At 68.2% G+C, this 23,410-nt stretch carries 21 protein-coding genes, 1 tRNA gene and 1 pseudogene; 9 read left to right on the top strand and 14 right to left on the bottom strand.

Annotation, left to right across the window (positions count from 1 at the left end; all coding sequences use genetic code 11):
• The first annotated feature begins 66 nt into the window (after positions 1–66).
• The gene (sigJ, locus tag AB0M45_RS22375) at positions 67–1,020 is read left to right on the top strand and encodes an RNA polymerase sigma factor SigJ (RefSeq protein WP_364332304.1); all 954 of its coding nucleotides are present in this window, start codon (positions 67–69) and stop codon (positions 1,018–1,020) included.
• A gap of 158 nt (positions 1,021–1,178) precedes the next feature.
• On the opposite strand, the gene ald is transcribed toward sigJ, so the two are convergent.
• Both ald and AB0M45_RS22385 read right to left on the bottom strand, forming a co-directional pair.
• On the bottom strand, positions 1,179–2,288 hold the full coding sequence (gene ald, locus AB0M45_RS22380) for an alanine dehydrogenase (RefSeq protein WP_364332307.1): 1,110 nt from the start codon (positions 2,286–2,288) through the stop codon (positions 1,179–1,181).
• Between the two features lie 128 nt (positions 2,289–2,416).
• Positions 2,417–3,253, bottom strand: coding sequence for an MBL fold metallo-hydrolase (locus AB0M45_RS22385; protein ID WP_364332310.1), 837 nt, complete (start codon positions 3,251–3,253; stop codon positions 2,417–2,419).
• Between the two features lie 71 nt (positions 3,254–3,324).
• Here AB0M45_RS22385 and AB0M45_RS22390 point away from each other — a divergent pair, with 71 nt between their 5' ends.
• The 3 genes from AB0M45_RS22390 (at position 3,325) to AB0M45_RS22400 (ending at position 5,199) form a co-directional block, all read left to right on the top strand.
• On the top strand, positions 3,325–4,320 hold the full coding sequence (locus tag AB0M45_RS22390; protein ID WP_364332313.1) for a helix-turn-helix domain-containing protein: 996 nt from the start codon (positions 3,325–3,327) through the stop codon (positions 4,318–4,320).
• A 10-nt stretch (positions 4,321–4,330) separates the two neighbouring features.
• Positions 4,331–4,846 carry a gamma carbonic anhydrase family protein gene (locus tag AB0M45_RS22395; RefSeq protein WP_364332316.1) on the top strand — a complete coding sequence of 172 codons (516 nt, stop codon included), beginning with the start codon at positions 4,331–4,333 and terminating at the stop codon, positions 4,844–4,846.
• Between the two features lie 140 nt (positions 4,847–4,986).
• Positions 4,987–5,199, top strand: coding sequence for a hypothetical protein (locus AB0M45_RS22400; RefSeq protein ID WP_364332319.1), 213 nt, complete (start codon positions 4,987–4,989; stop codon positions 5,197–5,199).
• Between the two features lie 14 nt (positions 5,200–5,213).
• Here AB0M45_RS22400 and AB0M45_RS22405 read toward each other — a convergent pair whose 3' ends face one another.
• Complete coding sequence (locus AB0M45_RS22405; RefSeq protein ID WP_364332322.1) at positions 5,214–6,212, bottom strand: GAF domain-containing protein; 999 nt, start codon at positions 6,210–6,212, stop codon at positions 5,214–5,216.
• A 126-nt stretch (positions 6,213–6,338) separates the two neighbouring features.
• Positions 6,339–7,151 (bottom strand): SDR family NAD(P)-dependent oxidoreductase, encoded by an 813-nt coding sequence (locus tag AB0M45_RS22410; RefSeq protein WP_364332325.1) that lies wholly within the window; start codon positions 7,149–7,151, stop codon positions 6,339–6,341.
• Between the two features lie 285 nt (positions 7,152–7,436).
• Between AB0M45_RS22410 and AB0M45_RS22415 the strand changes: the two genes are divergently transcribed.
• On the top strand, positions 7,437–8,042 hold the full coding sequence (locus AB0M45_RS22415) for a TetR/AcrR family transcriptional regulator (protein ID WP_364332328.1): 606 nt from the start codon (positions 7,437–7,439) through the stop codon (positions 8,040–8,042).
• Positions 8,043–9,239: 1,197 nt separating this feature from the next.
• On the opposite strand, the pseudogene AB0M45_RS22420 reads toward AB0M45_RS22415, so the two are convergent.
• From AB0M45_RS22420 to aceE, 8 genes and pseudogenes are all read right to left on the bottom strand, one after another.
• Positions 9,240–9,812 (bottom strand): annotated as a pseudogene (locus tag AB0M45_RS22420) (N-6 DNA methylase); the annotation flags it as partial.
• 218 nt (positions 9,813–10,030) lie between these two features.
• Entirely contained in the window at positions 10,031–10,516 is a 486-nt protein-coding gene (locus AB0M45_RS22425) for a helix-turn-helix domain-containing protein (RefSeq protein WP_364332331.1), read from the bottom strand.
• Between the two features lie 111 nt (positions 10,517–10,627).
• Positions 10,628–12,061 carry a carboxyl transferase domain-containing protein gene (locus tag AB0M45_RS22430; RefSeq protein ID WP_364332334.1) on the bottom strand — a complete coding sequence of 478 codons (1,434 nt, stop codon included), beginning with the start codon at positions 12,059–12,061 and terminating at the stop codon, positions 10,628–10,630.
• A 121-nt stretch (positions 12,062–12,182) separates the two neighbouring features.
• Positions 12,183–13,433, bottom strand: coding sequence for a KasA/KasB family beta-ketoacyl-ACP synthase (locus tag AB0M45_RS22435; protein WP_195130852.1), 1,251 nt, complete (start codon positions 13,431–13,433; stop codon positions 12,183–12,185).
• 10 nt (positions 13,434–13,443) lie between these two features.
• Positions 13,444–13,746, bottom strand: a complete 303-nt coding sequence (acpM, locus tag AB0M45_RS22440; RefSeq protein WP_067470056.1) for a meromycolate extension acyl carrier protein AcpM — start codon at positions 13,744–13,746, stop codon at positions 13,444–13,446.
• Between the two features lie 122 nt (positions 13,747–13,868).
• Positions 13,869–14,783 (bottom strand): ACP S-malonyltransferase, encoded by a 915-nt coding sequence (locus AB0M45_RS22445; RefSeq protein ID WP_364332339.1) that lies wholly within the window; start codon positions 14,781–14,783, stop codon positions 13,869–13,871.
• A gap of 128 nt (positions 14,784–14,911) precedes the next feature.
• Entirely contained in the window at positions 14,912–16,246 is a 1,335-nt protein-coding gene (locus AB0M45_RS22450) for a helix-turn-helix domain-containing protein (protein WP_364332342.1), read from the bottom strand.
• 11 nt (positions 16,247–16,257) lie between these two features.
• Complete coding sequence (gene aceE / locus AB0M45_RS22455) at positions 16,258–19,173, bottom strand: pyruvate dehydrogenase (acetyl-transferring), homodimeric type (RefSeq protein WP_364332345.1); 2,916 nt, start codon at positions 19,171–19,173, stop codon at positions 16,258–16,260.
• A gap of 217 nt (positions 19,174–19,390) precedes the next feature.
• On the opposite strand from aceE, the gene AB0M45_RS22460 reads away from it, so the two are divergent.
• The 4 genes from AB0M45_RS22460 to AB0M45_RS22475 all read left to right on the top strand — a co-directional run bounded on the left by AB0M45_RS22460 (position 19,391) and on the right by AB0M45_RS22475 (position 21,125).
• A complete protein-coding gene (locus AB0M45_RS22460) occupies positions 19,391–19,948 on the top strand; it encodes a hypothetical protein (protein WP_364332348.1) in 558 nt (185 codons plus the stop codon).
• Between the two features lie 124 nt (positions 19,949–20,072).
• Positions 20,073–20,495: a DUF3052 domain-containing protein gene (locus tag AB0M45_RS22465; RefSeq protein WP_364332399.1), complete on the top strand. Its 423-nt coding sequence runs from the start codon at positions 20,073–20,075 to the stop codon at positions 20,493–20,495.
• Positions 20,496–20,571: 76 nt separating this feature from the next.
• Positions 20,572–21,036, top strand: coding sequence for a peroxiredoxin (locus AB0M45_RS22470; protein WP_364332351.1), 465 nt, complete (start codon positions 20,572–20,574; stop codon positions 21,034–21,036).
• Positions 21,037–21,053: 17 nt separating this feature from the next.
• Positions 21,054–21,125 (top strand) — tRNA-Val (locus AB0M45_RS22475).
• Between the two features lie 104 nt (positions 21,126–21,229).
• On the opposite strand, the gene AB0M45_RS22480 is transcribed toward AB0M45_RS22475, so the two are convergent.
• Both AB0M45_RS22480 and AB0M45_RS22485 read right to left on the bottom strand, forming a co-directional pair.
• Positions 21,230–22,612, bottom strand: coding sequence for a tyrosine-type recombinase/integrase (locus AB0M45_RS22480; RefSeq protein ID WP_364332354.1), 1,383 nt, complete (start codon positions 22,610–22,612; stop codon positions 21,230–21,232).
• Positions 22,609–23,142, bottom strand: coding sequence for a hypothetical protein (locus AB0M45_RS22485; RefSeq protein ID WP_364332357.1), 534 nt, complete (start codon positions 23,140–23,142; stop codon positions 22,609–22,611). Before AB0M45_RS22485 ends, AB0M45_RS22480 begins: the two co-directional genes overlap by 4 nt.
• Positions 23,143–23,410 lie beyond the last annotated feature (268 nt).

Consider the following 23,410-nt stretch of genomic DNA (forward strand, 5'->3'; position numbering starts at 1 on the left):
GTCGTCGAACCGGTGACGCATCCATAGACTCGCCCCCGCGGGGCCAACGACGAACGGCGAACAGCAGTGACTTCCGAGCAGCCTTCCCCTGAGCCCCTCGACCAGGCCGAGCTGGCCCGGCGGTTCGAGGAGCACCGGCCGTATCTGCGCCGACTCGCCTACAGCACGCTGGGCAGCCTCACCGACGCCGACGATGTGGTGCAGGAGGCGTGGCTGCGGTTGCAGCGCCAGTACGAGGCTGGTACTGCGGGCGAGATCGACAACCTGCTCGCCTGGCTGTCCACCGCGACCGGCCGGCTCGCGCTCGACCACCTCGGCTCCGCCCGCGTGCGCCGCGAACAGTACGTGGGCGAATGGCTGCCGGAGCCGGAGGTCACCACCTGGGACGACCCGGCCGACCGGATCACCCAGGACGAGCGGGTCACCACCGCGCTACTGGTCGTTCTCGAATCCCTTTCTCCCGCCGAGCGCACCGCGTTCGTCCTGCAAGACGTCTTCGGCATGAGCGGCCCGGAAGTCGCCGAGGTGGTCGGCCGCACCCCGGCCGCGGTGCGGCAGCTCGCCTCCCGAGCCCGCAAACGAGTCGAGGACGGCACCCCACGCTTCCCGGCGTCACCGGACGAGCAGAAAAAGGTTGTGTCGGCCTTCGCGCTGGCCTGGCGTTCCGGCGATCTCGGCGCCCTGCTCGGCGTACTCGACGCCAACGTGAGCCTCACCGCCGACGGCGGCGGCAAGGTGCCCGCGATCCGGCAGCCCGTCCACGGCGCCGAACTCGTGGCCAAGCTCCTGCTCGGCTGGTACCACGCGCCATCCGCCACGGGCGCCTGGGGGCGCGCGGTTCTGGTCAACAGCCAGCCCGGCCTCGTGGTGTTCGACGGCACGCACACCGGCGTCTTCTCCTTCACCGTCGACGACGGCCGCATCGTCGCGATCGATGTGGTCCGCAACCCGGACAAACTGCGCGACCTGCCCGCCACCGGTCAGCCCGACTGGTACCTGGGCGAAGGCCGGGATCAGTAATAGCCGCCCGGCGGCGAAACCCGTGGTGCCGACCTCGACGGACCGGCGTCCGCGAGGCAAGGTCGGCTACCGGCCACGTCTCCTTCCGGCCCGTCAGCCGACGGAGAGATACAAACCCCGTTCCGGCGGCGACCCCGGCGTGCCACGCTCGTCGCCGGTCAACCCGCGACGCCGAGCGGACGTGAATACCCATGCGCGGCCGCGACTTCGACCGACAGCAACCGTCCCGCGTCCGCGGTGAGCCCGTGAGCGAGGTCGGGGTTGGCGGAGCACGCATCCTTCCAGCCGAGATCGGCGATCGCGCGCGCGTACGGCAGTGTGGCGTTGGTGAGCGCGATCGTCGAGGTGTGCGGCACCGCGCCTGGCATGTTGGCGACGCAATAGAACAGCGAGTCCGCCACCCGGAAGGTCGGATTCGCGTGGGTCGTCGGGCGTGAGGCGGCGAAGCAGCCACCCTGGTCGATGGAAATGTCCACCAGCACCGCGCCGGGGCGCATGCCCGCGACGAGGTCCTCCGAGACCAGTTTCGGCGCACGCGCGCCGGGGACCAGCACCGCGCCGATCACCAAGTCGGCCGACAACACTGCGCGCCGGATCTCCGCGGCGTTCGACGCGATGGTGGTGACCCGGCCGCCGAAGCGGGCGTCGAGGTCGCGCAGCCGCTGCAGATTGGTGTCCAGCACGCTCACCCGCGCACCCATCCCGACGGCGACCGTGGCCGCGTTCGAGCCCGCGACGCCGCCGCCGAGCACGACCACCTCCGCCGGGCGCACTCCGGGAACGCCGCCGGGCAGCAGTCCGGCGCCGCCGAGCGGGGCCATCAGGTGGTATGCGCCGACCTGCGTGCCGAGTTTGCCCGCGATCTCGCTCATCGGGGCCAGCAGCGGCAGCGACCCATCGGCGGCGCGCACCATCTCGTAGGCGACGGCGGTGATCCCGGAACGCAGTACGGCGTCGGTGCACTCACGTGATGCGGCCAAGTGCAGGAAAGTGAACAACACCTGCCCGCGACGCATTCGCGGATACTCCTCGGCGATCGGCTCCTTCACTTTCAACACCAATTCGGCGTCCCACCACACCTCGTCGGCGTCCGCGACCAGCCGCGCCCCGGCCTCGGCATAGTCGGCATCGGGGAAACCCGAGCCGATGCCCGCGCCCGCCTGCACCAGCACCTCGTGTCGGTGTCCGGTCAGTTCCCCGGTGCCCGCCGGAGTCAGCGCCACCCGGAATTCTTGCTCCTTGACCTCCCGCGGTACTCCGATCCTCATACCGCCATCGTGGCCCCGGCGCCGGGCCCGCGCCACGACCGACGCGCCGATCGCGCACGGCGACCACCCGGTCCGGTTTTTCCTGCGACTTTCTCGGCACGTTGCCCAGCTGGGGCGACCGCCCGCACTCAGATGCCGGAGACCCGGCCCAAGGGGGGAATACGCAGCTGGTCAGCGCGACCGGCATAGCCGAAAACACGGGAAAGATGGTCGAGCGTCTCGCTGAAGTGCGCCCAACCTTCGCCGTGCACCGGCACGATCAGAGCATCGCCGAGCACCTGGGCGGCCAGCAGGGCGGTGCGTGCGTTCAGGGTGGCGTCGGCGTCGCCGAAGAGACCGATGTTCGCGGCGCCGACGTTGAGCACGGCGATATCGATGCGGCCGATCCGCTCGGCGATCCGCTCCACCACCCGGACGGAGGCGTTGTCGCCGGAGACGTACACCGTGGGCTCCCCGTCGGCGCGTAGCACGAAGCCGGTGACGATTCCGGTGATCGGCTCGCATCCCTCGGGGCCGTGCAAGGCGGGCACACCGGTCACCTGGACCCCTTGGACCGTGACGGTCTCCCAGTTCTCGAGTCCGCGCACACCGTCGATCCGGGTCGCGGCGCCGGGAGTGGACAGCACGGTCGGCACGGTGGTCAGGAATTCCCGGCCGCTGGCGTCCAGGTTGTCGGCGTGTTCGTCGTGCGAGAGCAGCACGACGTCCACCGGGCCGACCTCCTGCGGTGACACCGCGGGCCCGATCAGTTTGTGCAGTGTGACGCGCCCCGGGTAGTCGGCCGGCTCGTCGAACGTGGGGTCGGTCAGCCAGGTGCTGCCCGCGTAGCGGAACCGCAGTGTGGGGCCGCCGACGTGCAGAACTTCGAACGCGGTGCGCTCGATCGTGTCGCTGCTGACCGCGCTTACCTGGCGCTCGGCTCGGTTGGGCGGAATGGAGGCTGTGGTGACGGCTTGCTTGCTCATGCCGTTGAGCTTGTCCAGCCGGAACGCACACCAACAGTGGCCCACGAGTCGCCTATCGCTAATATCAGGCCATGCGTACCGTGGCCGTCGTCGCCTTCGACGGAATCAGCCCCTTCCACCTGTCCGTGCCCTCCCTCGTCTTCGGACGAGTAGGGACGGGCAGCCCCGCTCCCTACCAGGTGGACGTGTGCGCGGAACGCCCCGGCATCTTGCGGACTCCAGCAGGTTTCGACATCGATGTGCGGAACGGACTCGATACGCTCACCCGTGCCGAGACGGTCGTGATTCCGAGCTGGCTGCCCGGCATGCCGCTGTCCACCGAGCTGCGCTCCGCGCTGCACACCGCACACGCGGGCGGCGCGAGGATCGTCGGCCTGTGCCTCGGCTCCTGGGCGGTGGCCGCCAGCGGCTTGGCCGACGGACGCGAAGTCACCACGCACTGGGCCGCCGCCGCCGAACTGGCCCGCGCGTTCCCCGCGGTCCGAGTCCGTGCCGACACCCTCTGGTCGGATCTGGGCGACATCGTCACCTCCGCGGGCGTGGCCGCCGCCCTCGACTGCTGCCTGCACCTGGTCCGATGCGATCTGGGCAGCAAAGCGGCCGCCGAGCTCGCCCGAGTGCTGGTCACCGCCCCGCACCGCAGCGGCTCACAGGCGCAGTACATTCCGGTCGCGGTACCCGAGGCCGCCGAGGACGACCCGATCGAGCGGGCCATGGTCTGGGCGCGAACACACCTGAGCGACCCGATCGACCTGGACAGCTGGGCCCGGGTCGCGCTGATGTCGCGGCGCACCTTCACCCGCCGCTTCCGCGATCGCACCGGTAGCAGCCCGCAGCAGTGGCTGCTGCTGCAACGCGCCGACCGCGCGCGGCTGCTGCTGGAATCCACCGCCGACTCCGTGGAACGCATCGCCACCGACACCGGCTTCGGCACGGCGGTCAGCCTGCGTCACCACTTCCACCGCATCCTCGGCACCAGCCCCGCCGCCCACCGCGCCAGTTTCCAGGGACACGACCAGGCGGATTCCGCGGTAGGCGGGCAGGCTTCCTCCGGCCGCGCCCATTAAGTTCGTGATCATGCGGATTCAGCTGGGCGAGTATGCGCCGGAGATCGAGGAGAGCGCGTGGATCGCGCCGAACGCCACGGTGATCGGCCGCGTGCGGCTCGCGGGCGAGGTGAGCGTGTGGTACGGCGCGGTGCTGCGCGGCGACCTGGAGGAGATCGAGGTCGGCGCCCGCAGCAATATCCAGGACGGCTGCGTGCTGCACGCCGACCCGGGCTTCCCGCTCACCGTCGGCGCCGGTGTCTCGGTGGGACACAACGCGATCCTGCACGGATGTACCATCGGCGACGACGTGCTGGTCGGGATGGGTGCCACCGTTCTCAACGGCGCCGCCGTCGGGGCGGGCAGCCTGATCGCGGCCAATGCGCTGATCCCGGAGGGCGCGCAGATTCCGCCCGGCTCACTGGTGGCGGGCGTGCCCGGTAAGGTCCGCAGGGAACTCCACCCCGAAGAGCAAGATGGCATTCGCCTGAATGCGACTGTCTACATAGCAAATACCGCCCAGCACCGCACGGCGAATGCGGTGTGATACAGAGCACATCGATCAAGTGTCCAGCAGAAATCGCTGATAGCATTCAGCCAGCGTGCCCGGCGACCCGGGCTCTCCTGTCGACACGGATGTCGTGCGACTTGTAGCGCAGTGGGGAACCCACCCGGGTCGGTGGGTGGGTGAGCGTGCAGGCAGGAGGTATCACGGTGTCGTACGTGCAGTCGGGTGTGCATCGGCCCAAGGGCCGGATCAGCGTCGCCGACATCGCGGCCCAGCCCGGTGGAGTGGAGGCACTCCAGCGCCGGGTTCATGAATTGCGTTCCCGCGGCGTGGATTTCGCCGCGAATGCGATCGAGAAGGAAATGGCCGAGCTGGATCTGCCGCGCGAATGACTTCGACGCCGCGGTCACGATGTCGCGGTGACCGTGGCGAGTCCGGCCGTGGTGTGCCGATCCAGCGCCATCAACGCGGCCCGTATCCGTACCGGTTGCCAACCACCATCGAGTCGCCGGATGCGCACCGTCCCTTCGGTGCGATGCCTTGCCAGCTCGCGTGACATCGTCTTCGCCGTCGCCAGATCGTCCGGATGGATTTGCGGTGGCGGCTGACCGGGGAGATCTTCCCAGGCGATGCCCGGCATCGGCCTGCCGATCCACCGGATCAGCCGCAGGGAGCGCAGATTGACGATGGCGCGGTACTCGCCGGGCTCCGCCGAGGCTTCCAGCAGCGCGTACTCCAGGATCATCGGCGGCGGTGCGGCCGAGACCGCCATGGCGGCGCCGATGTCCTGGGTCACTCCGCGCAGCAGCACCTGACGCGCGCCCGAGTCGTCGCGCACCTCGACGATCCGGCAGGCGAAATGCCCGGCGCGCAACGCGTCGTCGTCGCGCCGGATGGTCCAGACCGCCTGATGCTCGGTGCCCGGCGCCGAGTTGACGATCTTGGCCAGCGCTTCGCTCTCGTCGCGGTTGGTGACCAGCCGGGTGAACGCACCCGCGATGGCCAGCTCGACGGCACGGTTCTCCGGTGCGACACCGTACAGGTCCAGCAGATCGATGCTGCGCACCGAGCGGTTGGTGGTGAGATTGAAGTACCACGCGCCCATCGGATCCGGTGACGCGACCGGTTCCCGCACCGGCCCGACCCACAGCCGCACGCCGTGTGCCCGCCCCGGTGCGATGAGCAACGGTTCGGCGCGCACCGTGCGGCGACCGTCCGGTGAGACCCGCGCGACCGGCGCACCGGTGGCGCACGCCTGCCGCAGCGCCGACTCCGCGTCGGCCAGCGACAAGGGATTGCGGAGGATATTGGCCAGCGGGACGAACGACTTCGGCGCGGCCCCCAGCGCGATCACCCGCCCGGGAAAACCGGAAAAGCATTCCACCAGAATCCATTTCGTCGTCATAGGACGCACCCCCGCGCCGCGGCGTCCCCGGCCTTCCCCTCGTCAATAGTCTCCTGTATGGTGAGATGCGTTCGGCCAGTCGCCATTCCGCCAATACCCGTCCCTGTCCGAGTGCCGTGCGCACGATCAGGAACGGAATACCATGTCCAGCACCCGTTCATGGTAGGACCCGGCGATTCGTGTGACCAGATCCACAGCGATGACGTCCAGTCCGACGAGCACCTTCGCCTCGCCGCGCGCGGCACCGCGCAGGATGGTCCGCGCCGCGGCGGCCGGGCTGGTCCGCGCCACCCGGCCCTCGAATCGGCGCACCACCTCGGCCGCATCGACACCTGGCGCAACGTTCGCCGACCGCGCGATGCCGGTGAGCACACCACCGGGGTAGACGCCGGTGACCCGCACGGTTCCGCCCGCCGCCCGCATATCCTGGCGCAGCGAGTCGGTGAACCCGCGCACGGCGAACTTCGCCGCGCTGTAGGGCGCGTGCCGGGCCACGGCCACCAGCCCGAGCGCCGAGGACACATTCACCACGTGCGCGCGCTCGGCCGTCAGTAGATGCGGCAGAAACGCCTTGGTGCCGTTGACCACACCCCAGAAGTCGACGTCCATCACCCATTCGAAATCACTGAACGGCGACTCGACCACACCCCCGACGTGCAGCACCCCCGCGTTGTTGAATAGCGCCTCGACCCGCCCGAACTGCGCGACGGCCTGCTCCGCGTGCGCGAGCACGCCCGCGCGATCGGTGACGTCCACCGTGCTCACCATCGGCTCCCGACCGGCGGCGGCGCACAGCGCTCCCGTCTCCGCGACGGCTTGCGCCGACTTGTCCGACAGCGCCAGCCACGCTCCCGCACCGGCCAGCGCTACCGCCAACTCCCGGCCGATACCGGAGCCCGCTCCCGTGATCGCGACCACTCGATTCGCGAAATACCGCATGGCCCAACCTCTTTCCGCGCCAGCCGATGGTGCGGCCGGACGCCGACCACAGGCTGGTCAGTCTAATCTGGACACCCGACCTGCTGACGCGGGGCGCCAGTTCGCGCGTCGACCCGGCCAGGCGGCGCCCACTCGCCGCCGCGCGGGTTCGGCAATGCCCGGTCACGCTTCGCCGACCCAATGAAATAATGAACGTCCCGTCCGCACCCGTCGCGATGCCGCGCCCACCGGCCACGGCTTGGCCGCGCCGAACATACTGGAGATCCGATGCCCACCGTCTCGCCCATGCTGCAGCGCATCCTGGAGAAACCGGTCGCCGACGGCGAAAAGCTGCTGGAAAGCGCACTCTCGGCATTTCTGGACTTCGGCATCAAGCGCACCAGCATGGGCGAGATCGCCCGCCGCGCCGGGATCAGCCCGGCCACGCTGTACCGGCGCTACGAGTCGAAGAACGACCTCGTCGAGGCGGTGAGCGTGCGGGAGGCGCAGCGCTTCGTCGCCGCCATCGACAAGCGGGTGCACACCGTTTCCGGCACCGAAGAGCAACTGGTGGAGATCTTCGTCGCGTTCATCACCGCCATCGCGGGCAATGAACTGCTGCGCAGGCTGCTGCGGACCGAGCCGGACCTGATCCTGCCCCGCCTGACCACCGACGCGGGACCGATCCTCGCCGTCGGCCGCGACTACCTGGGCGAGAAGCTGCGCGAACTACGGAATACCGGTGGGACGCACGACTTCGACGCCGACTTGGTCGCCGAGATCATGGCCCGGCTGGCGCTTTCGCTCGCGCTCACCCCCGACGGCCTGATCCCGGTCACCGACCAGGACGCCGCACGCGAGTTCGCCCGCCGCACCCTGCTGCCGATGGTCGGCGTCCGGCTCAGCGCGTAACCGGACGCCGAACGCGGCCGCCACCCGCTCGTCCAGCTCCGCCTGCGCCGCCGGGTCGGGCACGCGGCCCTCGACGAACTCGCGCACCAGATCGATCACGTCCGCGGACCGAGCGCCCGCCGGATCGGGTACCGGCAGCCGCGACACGTACTGAGTGATCCAGCGCCGCCTGCCCGAATACAGCCGATTTCCGCAGACTGCGTCGTAGTACCGCAGTCCGAGCGCCGAATTGGCCACGCCCATCAGCAGATACGCCAATCGGACCGCCTCGGCCGGCGCGCGGGCCAGATCGGGCAGGGAGATCCAATAGCAGTCGCCATTGACCACCGCGCCCGACCGGTCCAGTGCGAAACGGGGACGCTCGCTGATGTCCGGGAAGACCAGCTTCGGCTCCCGCCACAGATCCGGACGCTGCGGAACCCAGATCTCGAACCACTCGCGACCGCTCTCGATGACGTAGCGGCGACCGGCCAGCGTCTCCTTGTTGTCCAGCAGATAAGCGGCGGCACTGGGGAATTCGGCGAGATCGATCGGGGTGCGGCGGGAACGCGCCACATCGTAGGGGTAGAGCACGCGGATATCGCTGCCTCGCGTGGCCAGCCAGGGTGCGAGGTCATGGTGGGTGATCAGCGCGAGCAGCAGTTCGGGCTCGGGACAGGGGTCGGCCTCGGCCCAGCGGTCGGAGATGAACACACGATCGGCGGTCGTCTTGATGCCGACCCGGATGCGCGCCACGTCGCCGAAACTGCGCCAGGTGGCCGTGCCGATCCGGGTCAGCCAGGAGTCGACCTCGTCATGCGACATGCGCCACGCGGTCTCCGGTTCACGCGTTCGGTGACTACTCGGACTTCGCCCCGTGACGGGTCCGCGCGTCCCCTTGCCCGCGACCGTGATCTGCATACCGGCGTCCAGCATGGCGTTGCCCGCCACCGGCGCTTCGCCGCCTGTGACCAACCTCCCGACTTCGACGACGAACGTCCGCCCGTTGTGCTCGACAACCGAGCCGCGCTCGTCGGTCAGAGCCTCGAAAAGGTGCTGATCACAAGCTATTTCGCCATCCGCCTGGTAGGCGGAGACGTACCGGCAGCCCTCGCGGTAGCTCTCGCGCCGCGCGATGGTGACCGCGGGCAGCACGGCGGCGGTGAAGAGTTTGGTGTCGCCGAGGTCGTACAACTCGACCGGCGCCAGTTCGGTGAGCAACAGGCGGCGGATGTTCGCACCGGCCTTGGTGGTCAGAAAGCGGTTGGCGCACAGCAGGCCGAGCACTCCCCCGGCCGTCAGCAACCGCGGCAGCGTCGCGACGAACGGATGAGTGAGGTCGATCCGTCCGCGCAGACCGAACCGTTTGCTCAGCAATTGCGCGGTCGACCCGCCGAGCTGCTGCGTGCGCACGTATGGCGGGTTGGTGATCACCGCGTCGAACGAGCCGTCCGCGAGTTCGGTCTCGACGGCGAGAAAGTCGGCGCTGCGCCAGCTCGCGACAATTCCTGCCGCACCGGCCCGTTCGCGCGCCACCACGAGCGCGGACGCGTCGAGGTCGTAGCCGGTCAGCACCAGCCGGAGGCCCGGGAACAGCACCGCCGCCTCGGCGTGCACGGCCAGCAGCAACTCACCATCGCCACAGGCCGGATCGAGTACGCGCAGCGATCCCGATGCCGACGGCGCGACATGCCGCAGCAGCCGCTGCGCGAGGAACCGGGCCAGCGCGGGCGGCGTGTAGTGCCTGCCGTGCCGTTTGCGGTCCCGCGCGGCGGTGGCTTCGGACGCCATATCGGGATTCTGCCTCGTTCGGGCGGGCCGATCGCGGTAACACGGACAACCGGTTTCCCGCCGGGCGCGTCTGTTCGAGAGGCCACGCTTCTCCCACCTTCCCCAGGGAAACGTCCAATGCCAGCATTCAGTCTCAAAATAAGACCTTCATCGCCGATCGAACGCAGTGCGGCCACGTCGCGCCCTCGACCCGGTCGGCGCACCCGAGCGCCGCTCGTTCAGCGCGTCGACCCCGCACGCGCCTCGGCTCTGGTGGCATCGAGCAGACCGGGTCCACGCTCGGGGGCGACACCCCGTGCGGTGAGCTCGTTTCCACACGAATCGCATTCGAGCCGTACGTGCGCCTCGCCGGTGCACTCGTGGTGGCGGTAGCGCACCGGAGGCCCCTCCGGCGCCATGTAGGTGTCGCCCCAATCGCGGATGGCCAGCAAAATCGGGTAGATGTCGTGGCCTTTGGCGGTGAGGCGGTATTCCTCATGCGCACCGACCGCGGCTTTCTGCTTGACCAGGATGCCGTGCTCGATCAACCGGTCCAGGCGATCGTGCAACCTGCTGCGGGAAATGCCCAGTGCGCTCTGAAAGGCGTTGAAACGCCGGATGCCGGAGAAGCAGGACTTGAGAATCAGCAGAGTCCAGCGATCACCGAAGATCACGAGTGGGCGCGTGATCGAGCACGGCACATCAGCCAGTTCTTCGTAGCGCACTCCCCGATGCTACCGAGCGCCGTGCCGCGTTCGGCCTCATGAGATCTCATTATTCCCGGCAACGCGAAGCGGGCCCCAGGGTTGTCCCGGAGCCCGCGTCGGCGCGTTGATTCAGAGGGGGATGTTCTTGTGGTGACTCGCGCGCGCAGGAGCCGCGGCGAGCGCCGCGGCGATGACGCTTCGAGTCTTGGCCGGGTCGATGACCTGGTCGACCACGCCGATGGCGATGGCGCGCTCCACACCGCCGGCGATGCGCTCGTGCTCGGCGGTCAGCCGCTCGTGCAGCGCTTCGCGCTCTTCCTCCGGCGCGGCGGCGAGGGCCTTCTTGTGCAGGATGCCGACCGCGGCCTTGGCGCCCATCACGGCCACCTCGGAGCCCGGCCACGCGTAGACCGCCGTCGCGCCGAGCGAGCGGGCGTTCATCGCGATGTAGGCGCCACCGTAGATCTTGCGGGTGACCAGCGTGACCCGCGGAACGCGCGCCTCGGCGAACGCGTGCAGCAGCTTCGCGCCGCGGCGCACCACGCCCTCCCACTCCTGGCCGACACCGGGCAGGTAGCCCGGCACGTCGGTGACGACGACCAGCGGAATACCGAACGCGTCGCACAGCCGCACGAAACGTGCCGCCTTCTCGGCGCTTTCGGAGTTCAGGCAGCCGCCGAGCCGGATCGGGTTGTTCGCCAGCACACCGACGGTACGGCCGCCGAGGCGACCGAGGCCGGTGACGATGCTGCGGGCGTACAGACCCTGCAGTTCCTCGAAGCTCGACTCACCGTCGACGTTGTCGAGCAGCTCGTGGATGATCGGCTTCACGTCGTAGGCGCGCTTGGCCGACTCCGGCAGCATCGCCTTCAGGTCGACGTCGCCGTGCGCGGCCGCGACCAGGTCGAATTCGCCCTGCTCGGCGAACATCGACACCAGGCGGCGGGCGCGGTGCAGGGCGTCGGCCTCGTCGTGGGCGACGATGTGGGTGACGCCGGACTTCTTGCCGTGCGTCTCCGGGCCGCCGAGGGTGGCCATGTCGACCTGCTCGCCGGTCACGCTGCGCACCACGTCCGGACCGGTCACGAAGACGCGGCCTTCCGGAGCCATGATCACGATGTCGGTCAGCGCCGGGCCGTAGGCGGCGCCACCGGCGGCGAAGCCGAGCACCACGGAGATCTGCGGAACCAGGCCGGACGCGCGGACCATGGCCTCGAAGACCAGGCCGACCGCGTGCAGCGCCTCGACGCCCTCGGCCAAGCGGGCGCCGCCGGAGTGCCACAGCCCGACCACCGGGACGCCGGAGTCGATGGCGGTGTCGATGGCGTCGACGATGTGCTTGCAGCCCTCCACGCCCATCGCGCCGCCCATGACGGTGGCGTCGGAGCAGTAGGCCACGGTGCGAACACCGTCCACCTCGCCGATGGCAGCGAGCACACCGGACTTGTCACGCGGGTGCAGCGGAAGAATGGTGCCGGGATCGAAGAAGCGCTGGAGTCGGCCCAGCGGATCGCGCGGGTCGGTCGCGGTCTCTTGTCGCAACGCGGGAGCGATGATTGTCATCGCGTTGTCTCCTCACTCACTGAGTGTGCCGCTACCGCGGCTGCATATGTCGAACCACGGCGGGGTCGTACCAGCTCAGCTGGACGACCCCGCCGGGATCGTTGTGCAGTCGATCGTGCGGCTATGCGCGACCGAAGGCGAGCGCCACATTGTGCCCACCGAATCCGAAGGAGTTGTTGATCGCGTACTCGATCTCCTGGCGGCGGGCTTCGCCCTTCACCACGTCGAGGTCGATCTCCGGATCCTGGTTCTCCAGGTTCAGCGTCGGCGGGACGATGCCGTCACGGATACTCATCACGGTCAGCACGGACTCCAGGGCGCCGACAGCACCGATCGAGTGGCCGAGTGCCGACTTGGGCGCGTACACCGAGGCGTGGTTGCCGACGGCCTTGTTGATCGCGTTCGCCTCGGCGGTGTCACCGATCGGCGTCGCGGTCGCGTGCGCGTTGATGTGCGTGATGTCCTTCTTGGTCAATCCCGCGGACTGCATCGCCCTGGTCATGGCCCGCGCCGCGCCGTCGCCTGTCGGGTCGGGAGCGACGAGGTGGAAGCCGTCGGAGGTGATGCCCGCGCCGAGCAGGCGCGCATGGATCGTGGCGCCACGAGCTTTCGCGTGCTCTTCGGTCTCGATGACCATGAGGGCACCGGCCTCGCCGAAGACGAAGCCGTCGCGATCCTTGTCGAAGGGACGCGACGCGCCCTTCGGGTCGTCGTTGCGGGTGCTCATGGCGCGCATCATGGTGAACGCCGCGATCGGCACCGCGTCGATGAAGCCTTCGACGCCACCGGTGACGACGATGTCGGCGTCACCCATGACGATCATGCGCCAGGCATTGGCGATGGCCTCGGAGCCGGACGAGCATGCCGAGACCGGAGTGACCACTCCCGCCCTGGCCTTCAGTTCGAGACCGACAACGGCCGACGGGCCGTTCGGCATGACCATCTGCACAGCCAACGGCGAAATCTTGCGATAGCCGCCGTTCTTCAGCTTGTCCACGGAATCGATGAGGGCGTCGCCACCACCTAATCCGGTGCCGATGGCGACACCGAGCCGCTCCGGGTCGACTTCCGGGCTGCCGGCGTTCCGCCACACCTCGCGACCGAGCACGGTCGCGAGCTGTTCGACGTAGGCCATGCGCCGGCATTCGACACGAGACAGCAGGGTGTCGGGCCGGACCTTCAGGTGACCGCCGATGCGGACCGGAAGGTCGTATTCCTCGACGAAGGAATCCTCGAGAACGTCGATGCCGCTCTCGCCGTTGAGGAGTCCCTTCCACGTCGCATCGACGTCACCCGCGATCGACGTGGTCGCCGCCAGGCTAGTTACGACGACGTTGGGGAAGTTCCCGTTCAAGGTGGAAGGAGTGGTCACAGTGTCGGCCCTACTCGGCGTTGTCGAACTTGGCCTTGAGCTCGGCGGCCGCCTCAGCGTTCTCCGCCTCGAGCTTCTGGATGTAGCCGACGGCGTCGCCGACCGTCTTCAGGCTGGCCAGATCCTCGTCCGGGATCTTCACGCCGTACTTGTCCTCGGTCTGCACCGCGATCTCGACCATGGACAGCGAGTCGATGTCCAGGTCATCGACGAAGGACTTCTCGATCGTCACCTCGGAGGGCTCGATGCCGGTCACCTCTTCGATGATCTTGCCGAGTTCTTCGACGATTTGTTCCTGGGTCAGAGCGGCCACTTCGTGGCTCCCTTCTTGATACTTTGTAGGGCTCTACTGGTTCTTTTTCGGATCGAGCGGGGCGATAGTTACCGCCTGCTCGGTCACGACCTCGCATCTGGATGCATGGTCGCGGAGGAAAGCTAGCCGGATGTGGTCAGCTCAGCCAACGCGGGGAGGTCTTCCGGGGTCTTCAGGGCCAGCGTCGGCGTACCCTTCAGCTCCCGTTTCGCGATGCCGACAAGGGTGCCCGCCGGCGGCAGCTCGGCCACCGCCGAAACACCGGCCTGCCGGACGTTTTCGGTGCACAGATCCCACCGCACGGGCCGGGTGACCTGCGCGGCGAGCTTGTCGATCGCGTCCTGTCCGGACACGACGGCCTTGCCGTCGAAATTCGACAGCAAGGCCCTGGTCGGCTCGTTCGGGGTGATCTTCGTTATGGCTTCGGTCACAGCATCCTGCGCCGGGGCCATGAACGCGGTGTGGAACGCACCCGCGACGGGCAACGCGCGAACCCGGGCTTTCTCGGGGGGGTTCGCGGCGAGCTCGGCGAGAGCGTCCAGCCGACCCGCGGCCACGATCTGACCCACCGCGTTGCGGTTGGCCGGGACGAGGTCGAGTTCGGCGAGCCGTTCGAGCACGGCGGCCTCATCGCCACCGAGCACTGCGGACATGCCGGTCGGCTCCAGCGCGCACGCCTTGGCCATCTCCGCTCCGCGGATCGCGGCCAACCGGACCGCGTCGTCGGCGGAGAGAACTCCGGCGACCGCCGCGGCGGCGAGTTCGCCGACCGAGTGTCCGGCGACGATAGTAGCGGCAGGGAGCGCGTCCTGCGGAACTTCCGAGAACGCCAGCAGCGCCGCGGCGACCACCAACGGCTGGGTGACGGCGGTGTCGGTGATCTCCTCGGCCGTCGCGGTGGTGCCGAGACGGACCAGGTCCAGGCCGGAGGCCTTGGACCACAGCGTGAGGCGCTCATTCGCGCCGGGAAGGTCGAGCCAAGGCACGAGCATGCCGGGTGTCTGAGAGCCCTGTCCAGGGGCGAACAACGCGATCACGCCTCTAAGAAAACACTGTGAGGCGGGCCGCACGAGATGTCGACGCGAATGAAGGTTTCGAAGCGCTTTTGTGGGGGTTCCACAAAAGACCACGTGGCCTGTCCGAATCGACCGATTCGCCGGATGCGTTACACGCCCTCGTGACCGAAAGCGACTTGCGTGACTTCTGGGGTAGGTGTTGACGATTCGTTACGGGTTCGTGTCAACCGACCTACTGTGGCGGCGATCCGGAGCACGTAGGCATCACGCGGATTCAGCGGATCACGGCCAGTGATCTCGGCGATGCGCTTCAGGCGATACCGGACCGTATTTGGATGGACGTACAGCTGACGCGCACACGTCTCGACCGCTCCACCGCAATCCAGATAGGCATCGAGGGTGTCCGCCAGCGACGATCCCGCCGCGGCCAACGGTAGGACAAGGTACTCGTTCAACGCGTCGATCGCAGCTCGATCACCTAACAAAGCTCGTTCCGGCAGCAATTCGGCCGCGTGCACTGGTCGCGGCGCCCCACGCCAGCCCACCACGGCCTCCATGCCCGCCAGTGCCTCCACCGCGCTGGCGTGCGCCGCGCCCAGGGTGCGCGTGGTCGGCCCGATCACCACCGGGCCGTCGGAGAACACCTCGGCGAGCAGGTCGGCCAGGAACGGGGAGACATACGAGGTGTCACCGAGATGCCCGGAGACCACCATCACCAGCCTGGTGCCCTGCACCACCGCCAGCGCGGCGCGACCGTGCCGCGCCGCGATGGAATGCACCGCGCCCACCGACGAGACGCCCTGCTCGCCCGGCGGGGTGCCGACCAGCACCGTCGCCGGTGCGGTGGCGTCCCAGTTCAACGTCGCGGCCCGGGAGAGCATGTCCGGGCCGGTGTCGCCGCGCACCACGGCGTCGACGACCAGCGCCTCCAGCCGGGTGTCCCACGCGCCGCGCGATTCGGCGGCGCTGGCGTACACCGAGGCGGCGGCGAACCCGAGCTCACGCCCGTAACGCAGCACCGCCTCGGTGAGGGCGACCAGCTGCCGGTCGTTGCGCGCGAGCGCGGGCAGCCACTGCTCGAAGAACTCCATGGCGACGCGGACCATGTCCACGGTCTGGCGCAGCGTCAGCCGCCGCGCCAGGTCCTGCGGAATTACCTGGAAGGCGTCCAGGCTGAACCGGATGTCGCTGTCCGGGTCCTGGAGCCATTCCAAGAAGTTCACCACCGCGGTCTGCACCAGCATCTGCACACCGGCCCGCTGGGCGGCGTCCAGATCGGCGAAGAACGGCAACCGATCCTGCATCGACCCCACCGCCTCGGTGGAGAGGCGGCCGGAGAACTGCTTGACGCGTTTGAGCAGCGTGTCCGGAAGGGGGTCGCGGGTCTGCCGGTTCGGGGAGAGCGCGCCCGTCGGCAGATACACCTCGTGCTCGGAGGAGCCTTCGGAGATCCGTCGCGGCCGCGGCGGTTTACGGTCCACCATCCAATATTCCGCTACGCGAGGTCTTCATCCGAACTCACCGCTGCCTTCGGCGCGGCGTCCACGTCGGCGATCCCGTACTCCGCCGCCGCCTCGGCAACCTTGGCGGTGTCGAATTTGCCCGCGCGAGCCAGGCCGGCCAGCGCGGCGACCGCGATGGACTGCGCGTCGACGTTGAACACCCGCCGGGCTGCGGAACGGGTGTCGGAGAAGCCGAAACCATCCGTGCCGAGCGTGGTGAAGTCGCCGGGAACCCACTTGCGGACCTGGTCGGGCACCGCGCGCATCCAGTCGGTCGCGGCGACGTACGGGCCTTCGACCCGCGACAGCGCCTCGGTGACGTACGGAACGCCCGGCTCGGCAGCCGGGTCGCGCAGCGCGGCGATCTCCTTGTCCAGCGCCTCTTTGCGGAGCTCGCCCCACGAGGTCACCGACCAGACATCCGCCTGCACGCCCCATTCCTCGGCGAGCAGCGCCTGCGCGCGCAGGCCGTCCGGCACGGTGACGCCGGAGACCAGGATCTGGGCGCGCACCGCGCCCTCGCCCCCGCGCTTGTACAGGTAGATGCCCTTGAGCAGACCGGCGACATCCAGGTCCTCCGGCTCGGCGGGCTGCTGGTACGGCTCGTTGTAGAGGGTGATGTAGTAGAAGACATCCTCCCCGCCGAATTCACCCGCACTGCCGTGCGGGCGGGTGCCCGGCAGCGGCGCCGAGCCCTCCGGCGCAGGGCCGCCGCCGTACATCCGGCGCAGGCCGTCGCGCACGATGTGGGCGATCTCGAACGCGAACGCCGGGTCGTAGGTCACCACGGCCGGGTTGGTCGCGGCGAGCAGCAGCGAGTGCCCGTCGTTGTGCTGCAGCCCCTCACCGGTCAGCGTGGTGCGCCCCGCGGTCGCACCGAGCACGAAACCGCGGGCCAGCTGGTCGGCGGCCGCCCACAGCCCGTCGCCGGTGCGCTGGAAGCCGAACATCGAGTAGAAGATGTACAGCGGGATCATCGGCTCGCCATGGGTGGCGTACGAGGTGCCCGCGGCGGTGAACGACGCGGTCGAACCCGCCTCGTTGATGCCCTCGTGCAGGATCTGCCCGGCGGTGCTCTCTTTGTAGGCAAGCATCAATTCGGCGTCGACCGACGTGTACAGCTGGCCGTTGCGGTTGTAGATCTTCAACGAAGGGAACCACGAGTCCATACCGAAGGTGCGGGCCTCGTCGGGAATGATCGGCACGATCCGCTTGCCGATCTCCTTGTCCCGCAGCAGTTCCTTCATCAGCCGCACCAGCGCCATCGTGGTGGCCACGTTCTGCTTGCCGGAGCCTTTGCGTACCGAGCGGTAGGCCTCGTCACCGGGAAGCTTCAGCGGCTTCGACGCCGCGCGCCGCTCCGGCAGGAATCCGCCCAGCGCCTTGCGCCGGTCGAGCATGTACTGGATCTCCCGCGCCTCCATACCGGGGTGGTAGTACGGCGGCAGGTACGGATCCTTCTCCAGCTCGGCGTCGCTGATCGGAATCCGCTGCAGGTCGCGGAAGTCCTTGAGGTCCTGCAGGGTCAGCTTCTTCATCTGGTGCGTGGCGTTGCGGCCCTCGAAGTGCTTGCCGAGGGTGTAGCCCTTGATGGTCTTGGCCAGGATCACCGTCGGCTGGCCCTTGTGCGCCATCGCGGCCGCGTAGGCGGCGTACACCTTGCGGTAGTCGTGGCCGCCGCGCTTGAGGTTCCAGATCTCCTGGTCGCTCAGATCCTGCACCAGCGCCTTGGTGCGCGGGTCGCGGCCGAAGAAGTGATCGCGAACGTAGGCGCCGTCGTTGGCCTTGTAGGTCTGGTAGTCGCCGTCGGGGGTGCTGTTCATCAGGTTCACCAGCGCCCCGTCGCGGTCGGCGCCCAGCAGCGCGTCCCATTCGCGACCCCAGATCACCTTGATGACGTTCCAGCCCGCGCCACGGAAGAACGACTCCAGCTCCTGGATGATCTTGCCGTTGCCGCGCACCGGGCCATCCAGGCGCTGCAGGTTGCAGTTGACCACGAAGGTGAGGTTGTCCAGGCCCTCCATGGCCGCGACGTGCGCGAGGCCGCGCGACTCCGGCTCGTCCATCTCGCCGTCGCCGAGGAAGGCCCAGACATGCTGGTCGGAGGTGTCCTTGATGCCGCGATCGTGCAGGTAGTGGTTGAACCGGGCCTGGTAGATCGCGTTCATCGGACCCAGGCCCATGGACACCGTGGGGAACTCCCAGAAGGTGTTCAGCAACCGCGGGTGCGGGTAGGACGGCAGCCCGTGGCCGGGCCCGCCGTGGCTGTACTCCTGCCGGAACCCGTCGAGCTTATCGGCCGACAGCCTGCCCTCCAGGAACGCGCGGGCGTAGATGCCCGGCGAGGCGTGACCCTGGATGAAGATCGAATCGCCGCCGCCGGCGTGGTCCTTGCCGCGGAAGAAGTGGTTGAAGCCGACCTCGTAGAGCGCCGCCGAGGACGCGTAGGTCGAGATGTGCCCGCCGACGCCGATGCCGGGACGCTGGGCGCGGTGCACCATGATCGCGGCGTTCCAGCGGATCCACGCGCGATAGCGCCGCTCCACCTCTTCGTCGCCGGGGAACCACGGCTCGTTCTCGGTGGGGATGGTGTTGACGTAGTCGGTGGAGGTCAACGACGGGATGGCGACACGACGTTCACCGGCCCGCTCCAACAAACGGAGCATGAGGTACCGCGCACGGCCGGGGCCTTCCCGGTCGAGCATCTCATCGAACGACTCGAGCCATTCGCTGGTTTCCTCCGGGTCGATGTCCGGTAGGTAGGACGCCACCCCCTCGCGGATCACCCGCACCCGGCCACCTTGCTGCGGCGCGTGCGACCCTTCCGGATCACGGCTCACGGCGGGAGCGGGTGCGGAGCTGGCGCCGGCGGATTTCGCCGGTGCGGGAGAGTGGATCAGGTCGGTCAAATCTGCTCCTCGTACAGGGGTGGACATGCTGATGGCGTCTTTATCCCCGGGCGGGCTCGCGTGGTTGGCGGACCGCCCGTTTACGAAAGGTTCGGGCGCACCATCCATCCTTGCCGATGGCGCGTCCCAGGTCATCATCTCAGCCGTAAATCCAGTAGCGTTCGACAGGCAAGGTGAGCATGATGAGCCGTGGCAGCCGTGAGGAGCGGGGAGGACGATGAAGCTGCTGAACCCACGCGGGTTCGGAATGGTGTGCGCTACCGGTGCCGTCGCGATCGGGTTGGTCGTGGCCGGGTGCGCCAACCGGGTGGAGGGCTCGGCGAGCCCCAACGCGAGCGATCTGGCGGCGTACCAGACCGAGGCGGCCTCCTCATCGGCGGCGGCGACCTCCTCGCGGCGCGCGGCGGCGGAGGCCAAGGCCATCGCCGACAACTGCACGCAGTTCCCCGGCACCACCGGTGTGGGTGTCACCAGGTACAACGAGTTCGTCGACGCGCACGATTCGAACGCGCCCGACTACGTCGCAAGACGGGACTCGGCCGCCCAGACCCTCGAGGACGCCGCGAACACGGTGGAGAGCGGCGTGAACGCCGCCAAGGACACGCTGCCGCCGGACCTGGCCGCCAAATTCACCGAGTACGTGGACGCGGCGCGCGCGCTGGCCGCCGAGACGCGCACGATGACCTACACCGCGCCCGTCGCGGCGCTCAACGACGCCAGCAGACGGGTGAACGACGCGCGCAACGTCGTGCGCGACTCCTGCCCGAGACGCTGAGAAGGCTCTGACACACCATCGCAACACGACATTCGGTAGCTATTTCGCCGGATCGGCTTGCGCTGAAGCCCATAACCATGTTCGCTTGCAACTAATACTGTCGGGAGTTGAGGAGGACACCACCGTGGTCGCCGCGGCGGACGCGCAGAACTACGCTCAGAAGCTTGGCATTTCACACGGCTTGGCTGTCCAGGAATTGGGCTGGGACGAGGACGTCGACGACGACCTGCGGGCCGATGTCGAGGAAGCGATCGGCGGCGAAATCGTCGACGAGGACTCCGACGAGGTGATCGACGTCGTGCTGCTGTGGTGGCGCGACGGCGACGGTGACCTGGTGGATGCGTTGATGGACGCGATCGGCCCGCTCGCCGACGACGGTTTCGTCTGGGTGCTCACGCCCAAGACCGGACAGCCGGGACACGTCGAACCCAGCGAGATCGCCGAATCCGCGCCGACCGCCGGTCTCACCCAGACCTCGGCGATCAGCCTGGGTGCGTGGACGGGCAGCCGTCTGGTGCAGCCCAAGGCTCCCTCGAAGCAGCGCTGACCCGCCGCGCTATGGTTTCCACCAGGGCGGTGTCGCATGCCCGTCCGGTGGAACCCGAGACGATGGAGGATCAGCTATGCCGTTAGAGGTTGGCACTGTCGCGCCGGAGTTCACGCTGAAAGACCAGAACAACCAGGAAGTCAGGCTGTCGGACTACCGCGGGAAGAAGAACGTGCTGATCGTCTTCTACCCGCTCGCGTTCACCGGGATCTGCCAGGGCGAGCTGTGCAAGGTGCGCGACGAGCTGCCCAAGTTCCAGAACGACAACGCGGAGATCCTCGCGATCTCGGTCGGCCCGCCGCCCACGCACAAGATCTGGGCCGCCGAACAGGGCTACACCTTCCCGCTGCTGTCGGACTTCTGGCCGCACGGCGCGGTGGCCCAGGCCTACGGCGTCTTCAACGAGAAAGCCGGCTACCCCAACCGGGGCACGTTCGTCGTCGATCGCGAAGGCTACATCCGCTTCGCCGAGATGAACGGCCCCGGAGAGCCCCGTGACCAGGCGGCTTGGGAGAAAGCGCTCGCCGCGCTAGATTCATAAACCGCCGGTCACGGCAGGGGCGTATAGCTCAGCGGTAGAGCACTGGTTTTACACACCAGCGGTCGGGGGTTCGATCCCCTCTGCGCCCACCGATGGACTGGCAGGTCATTGCCCTGTTCTGTCCACGCCATCGCCACGTGCGATCCGCCCGGCAAGCGTGATCTTGCCTACAGCTTGCCAACGAGTAGGCGAATTAGGATCCCGTCGTCGCGCCGCCGTCGCCGAAGAGGGTCCCGCCCGCCGCTTCCAGTGCTTCGTCATAGACGTGGCCGTAGACCCGCAGCAGCACCCCTGCGTCATGACCAAGCCACTTCGCGGCCGCGGAGACCGACGTCCCGGAGTCCAGCAGGATCGTGGCGGCAGTGTGCCGGGCATCGTGCAGCCGGATCACGGGGACGCCCGCGGCCTTGGCCTGGCGCTGAAATTCGTCGGTGTACCACTCAGGCCGGAGCGGCGTCCCATCCTCATGCACGGCGACCAGGCGATCGTCCGACCACGACTCCCCCAGCGCCAGCGCCTCGGTCTTCTGCGTGATCTTCAGCCGACCGAGCGCCGCGACGACATCGGCTGGCAATGGCAGGCTGCGCTTGCTGCGCCTCGACTTCGGGTCGCCCTCTTCTACGTCCTTACCGACGGCAACACGCCCGCGGCGGACGTTCAGCATGGGCCCCTCGATGCACGACCAGCGCAGGCCCATGATCTCCGAGCGGCGCAGCCCGCACAGGGAAAGAAGGAGAAGGGCGTACAGGCGATGCTCGCGCACGTGCTGGCGGAACTGGCGGCACTGCTCGCGGGTCCACGTTTGCATTTCCTTGTCGGCGACATCGGGGCGCTTGACCAAGCGGGCGACGTTGCGGGTGACCAGACCTTGGGCCATCGCGTCGTCCAGCGCGGCGGTCAGATGTATCAGCATCGTGGTGACTGTGCGCTCCGATACCCCACGCGGCTCAGCAGGCTGCACAATGTCCGTTGCCGCGATGTAGATCCCACGTTTGGGCCGGACCACACGACCGGAGGCGCGAAGGCGATCGAGATACCGACCGGACTTCTCGCCGAACCTCGCGGTGACTTCTGCGTACCGGACCCCCTCGGCGTGCTGGCGAACGAACGCCAGTACGGCCGTTGCCGCATCGTTGACCGGACGCTGACCACCGCGGCCCTCGGTCAGCCGCCAGTTCACCAGGTCGTCGACATGCTTCTTGGTCAACTGCTGGAGCGGCAGGCTACCGAGCCGATCGACCACCGGCTTCAACGCGTTGCGGTAGCCCTCAACGGTCACCCGCCGGACATCTCGTCGCCCGTTCAACCATGTCGTGATGTGCTGGGCCACTGTCGTCTTCGTAGGCGCGACGTAGGTACCAGCGGCGACCTCTGTTGAGATTCGGCGGAATTCGCGCCGTGCCTCGGTTTTTGTCGCGTAGGTGAACCGTTTCCGGTCTCGCTTGCCATCCGGTCTCACGCCGATATCGACCTGGAACCAGAAGGTGGTCTTGCCGTTCTCGGCGGTGTGCATGTTGATCGGCTCGGTGCGGCGTCTGTACTTGGCTGTGTCACCGAGGTCTGTCGTGATGGTCATTCTCTGAGTCTCCTTGTCGTTCTTTGCAATTCGCCACGCTGGAGGTAACCGCGCTCGCGCGCACCACGTAGCCATTTGTCGACGGTGTAGGGGCTGGCGTGGAGTGCGCGCCCGACCACTTCACGGACCGGCAACCCCTTCACGAACGCATCGCGGGCGATCTCGGCAACCTGGCGATAGTGATCGTCTCCGAGCCGCTGGTTGCCGCGCCGCGCACCCTCTGGTCGCTCCCAATCGGACGTCAGGAAGGTGACCGGGGCTCTGACGGCCGCTGCCGCGAGTCGTCGCACCGGAACCCGACGCAAATCGTCCGATACGATCGCGCGGCCGTTGCCGTCGAGGGTGAGTTCTCTCATCTCGGGACCATTCGGCCCTGTCGCGGCAATTACTCGGTATGTGATGTCGTGCCCGAAGAGCTTGACGTCTGCTCCTATGAGCCCGTCTTGGCGGCCCTTGTGCTGGTGGACCTCCTCGACGTCGCCTACTTGCTTGTCGGGTTCGCAGTCTTTCGTGGTTGTAACTCGCGCCATAATTGGCAACCATACTGGATGGCAGGATGCCAGGCAATGAGGAAGGTATGAACACCCAATCAACGATTACGTACGAGCCCGAGGTAATACGACGGCTCAAGTCGCACCCGACGGTATCTGTCGATGTCACATGCAAGGCGCTGGGCGTGGGGCGATCGACTGGCTACGCCGCCGCGCGATCCGGCGAGTGGCCGGTCATTCGGGTGCGGAATCGGCTGCGAATTCCGTCCATTTGGGTGCTTCGCCAGCTCCAGCTCGATACGGGTGG

The organism is Nocardia sp. NPDC051787, assembly GCF_040681325.1.
Taxonomy (GTDB): domain Bacteria; phylum Actinomycetota; class Actinomycetes; order Mycobacteriales; family Mycobacteriaceae; genus Nocardia.

Bases quoted from the DNA above. Each gene is read 5' to 3' on its own strand.
- AB0M45_RS22395 (WP_364332316.1), top strand. From the start codon at position 4,331: ATGCGGATTCAGCTGGGCGAGTATGCGCCGGAGATCGAGGAGAGCGCG.
- AB0M45_RS22485 (WP_364332357.1), bottom strand. From the start codon at position 23,142: ATGGCGCGAGTTACAACCACGAAAGACTGCGAACCCGACAAGCAAGTA.
- AB0M45_RS22410 (WP_364332325.1), bottom strand. From the start codon at position 7,151: ATGCGGTATTTCGCGAATCGAGTGGTCGCGATCACGGGAGCGGGCTCC.
- AB0M45_RS22390 (WP_364332313.1), top strand. From the start codon at position 3,325: ATGCGTACCGTGGCCGTCGTCGCCTTCGACGGAATCAGCCCCTTCCAC.
- ald (WP_364332307.1), bottom strand. From the start codon at position 2,288: ATGAGGATCGGAGTACCGCGGGAGGTCAAGGAGCAAGAATTCCGGGTG.
- AB0M45_RS22405 (WP_364332322.1), bottom strand. From the start codon at position 6,212: ATGACGACGAAATGGATTCTGGTGGAATGCTTTTCCGGTTTTCCCGGG.
- AB0M45_RS22470 (WP_364332351.1), top strand. From the start codon at position 20,572: ATGCCGTTAGAGGTTGGCACTGTCGCGCCGGAGTTCACGCTGAAAGAC.
- AB0M45_RS22430 (WP_364332334.1), bottom strand. From the start codon at position 12,061: ATGACAATCATCGCTCCCGCGTTGCGACAAGAGACCGCGACCGACCCG.
- AB0M45_RS22480 (WP_364332354.1), bottom strand. From the start codon at position 22,612: ATGACCATCACGACAGACCTCGGTGACACAGCCAAGTACAGACGCCGC.
- AB0M45_RS22415 (WP_364332328.1), top strand. From the start codon at position 7,437: ATGCTGCAGCGCATCCTGGAGAAACCGGTCGCCGACGGCGAAAAGCTG.
- AB0M45_RS22385 (WP_364332310.1), bottom strand. From the start codon at position 3,253: ATGAGCAAGCAAGCCGTCACCACAGCCTCCATTCCGCCCAACCGAGCC.
- AB0M45_RS22460 (WP_364332348.1), top strand. From the start codon at position 19,391: ATGAAGCTGCTGAACCCACGCGGGTTCGGAATGGTGTGCGCTACCGGT.
- AB0M45_RS22450 (WP_364332342.1), bottom strand. From the start codon at position 16,246: ATGGTGGACCGTAAACCGCCGCGGCCGCGACGGATCTCCGAAGGCTCC.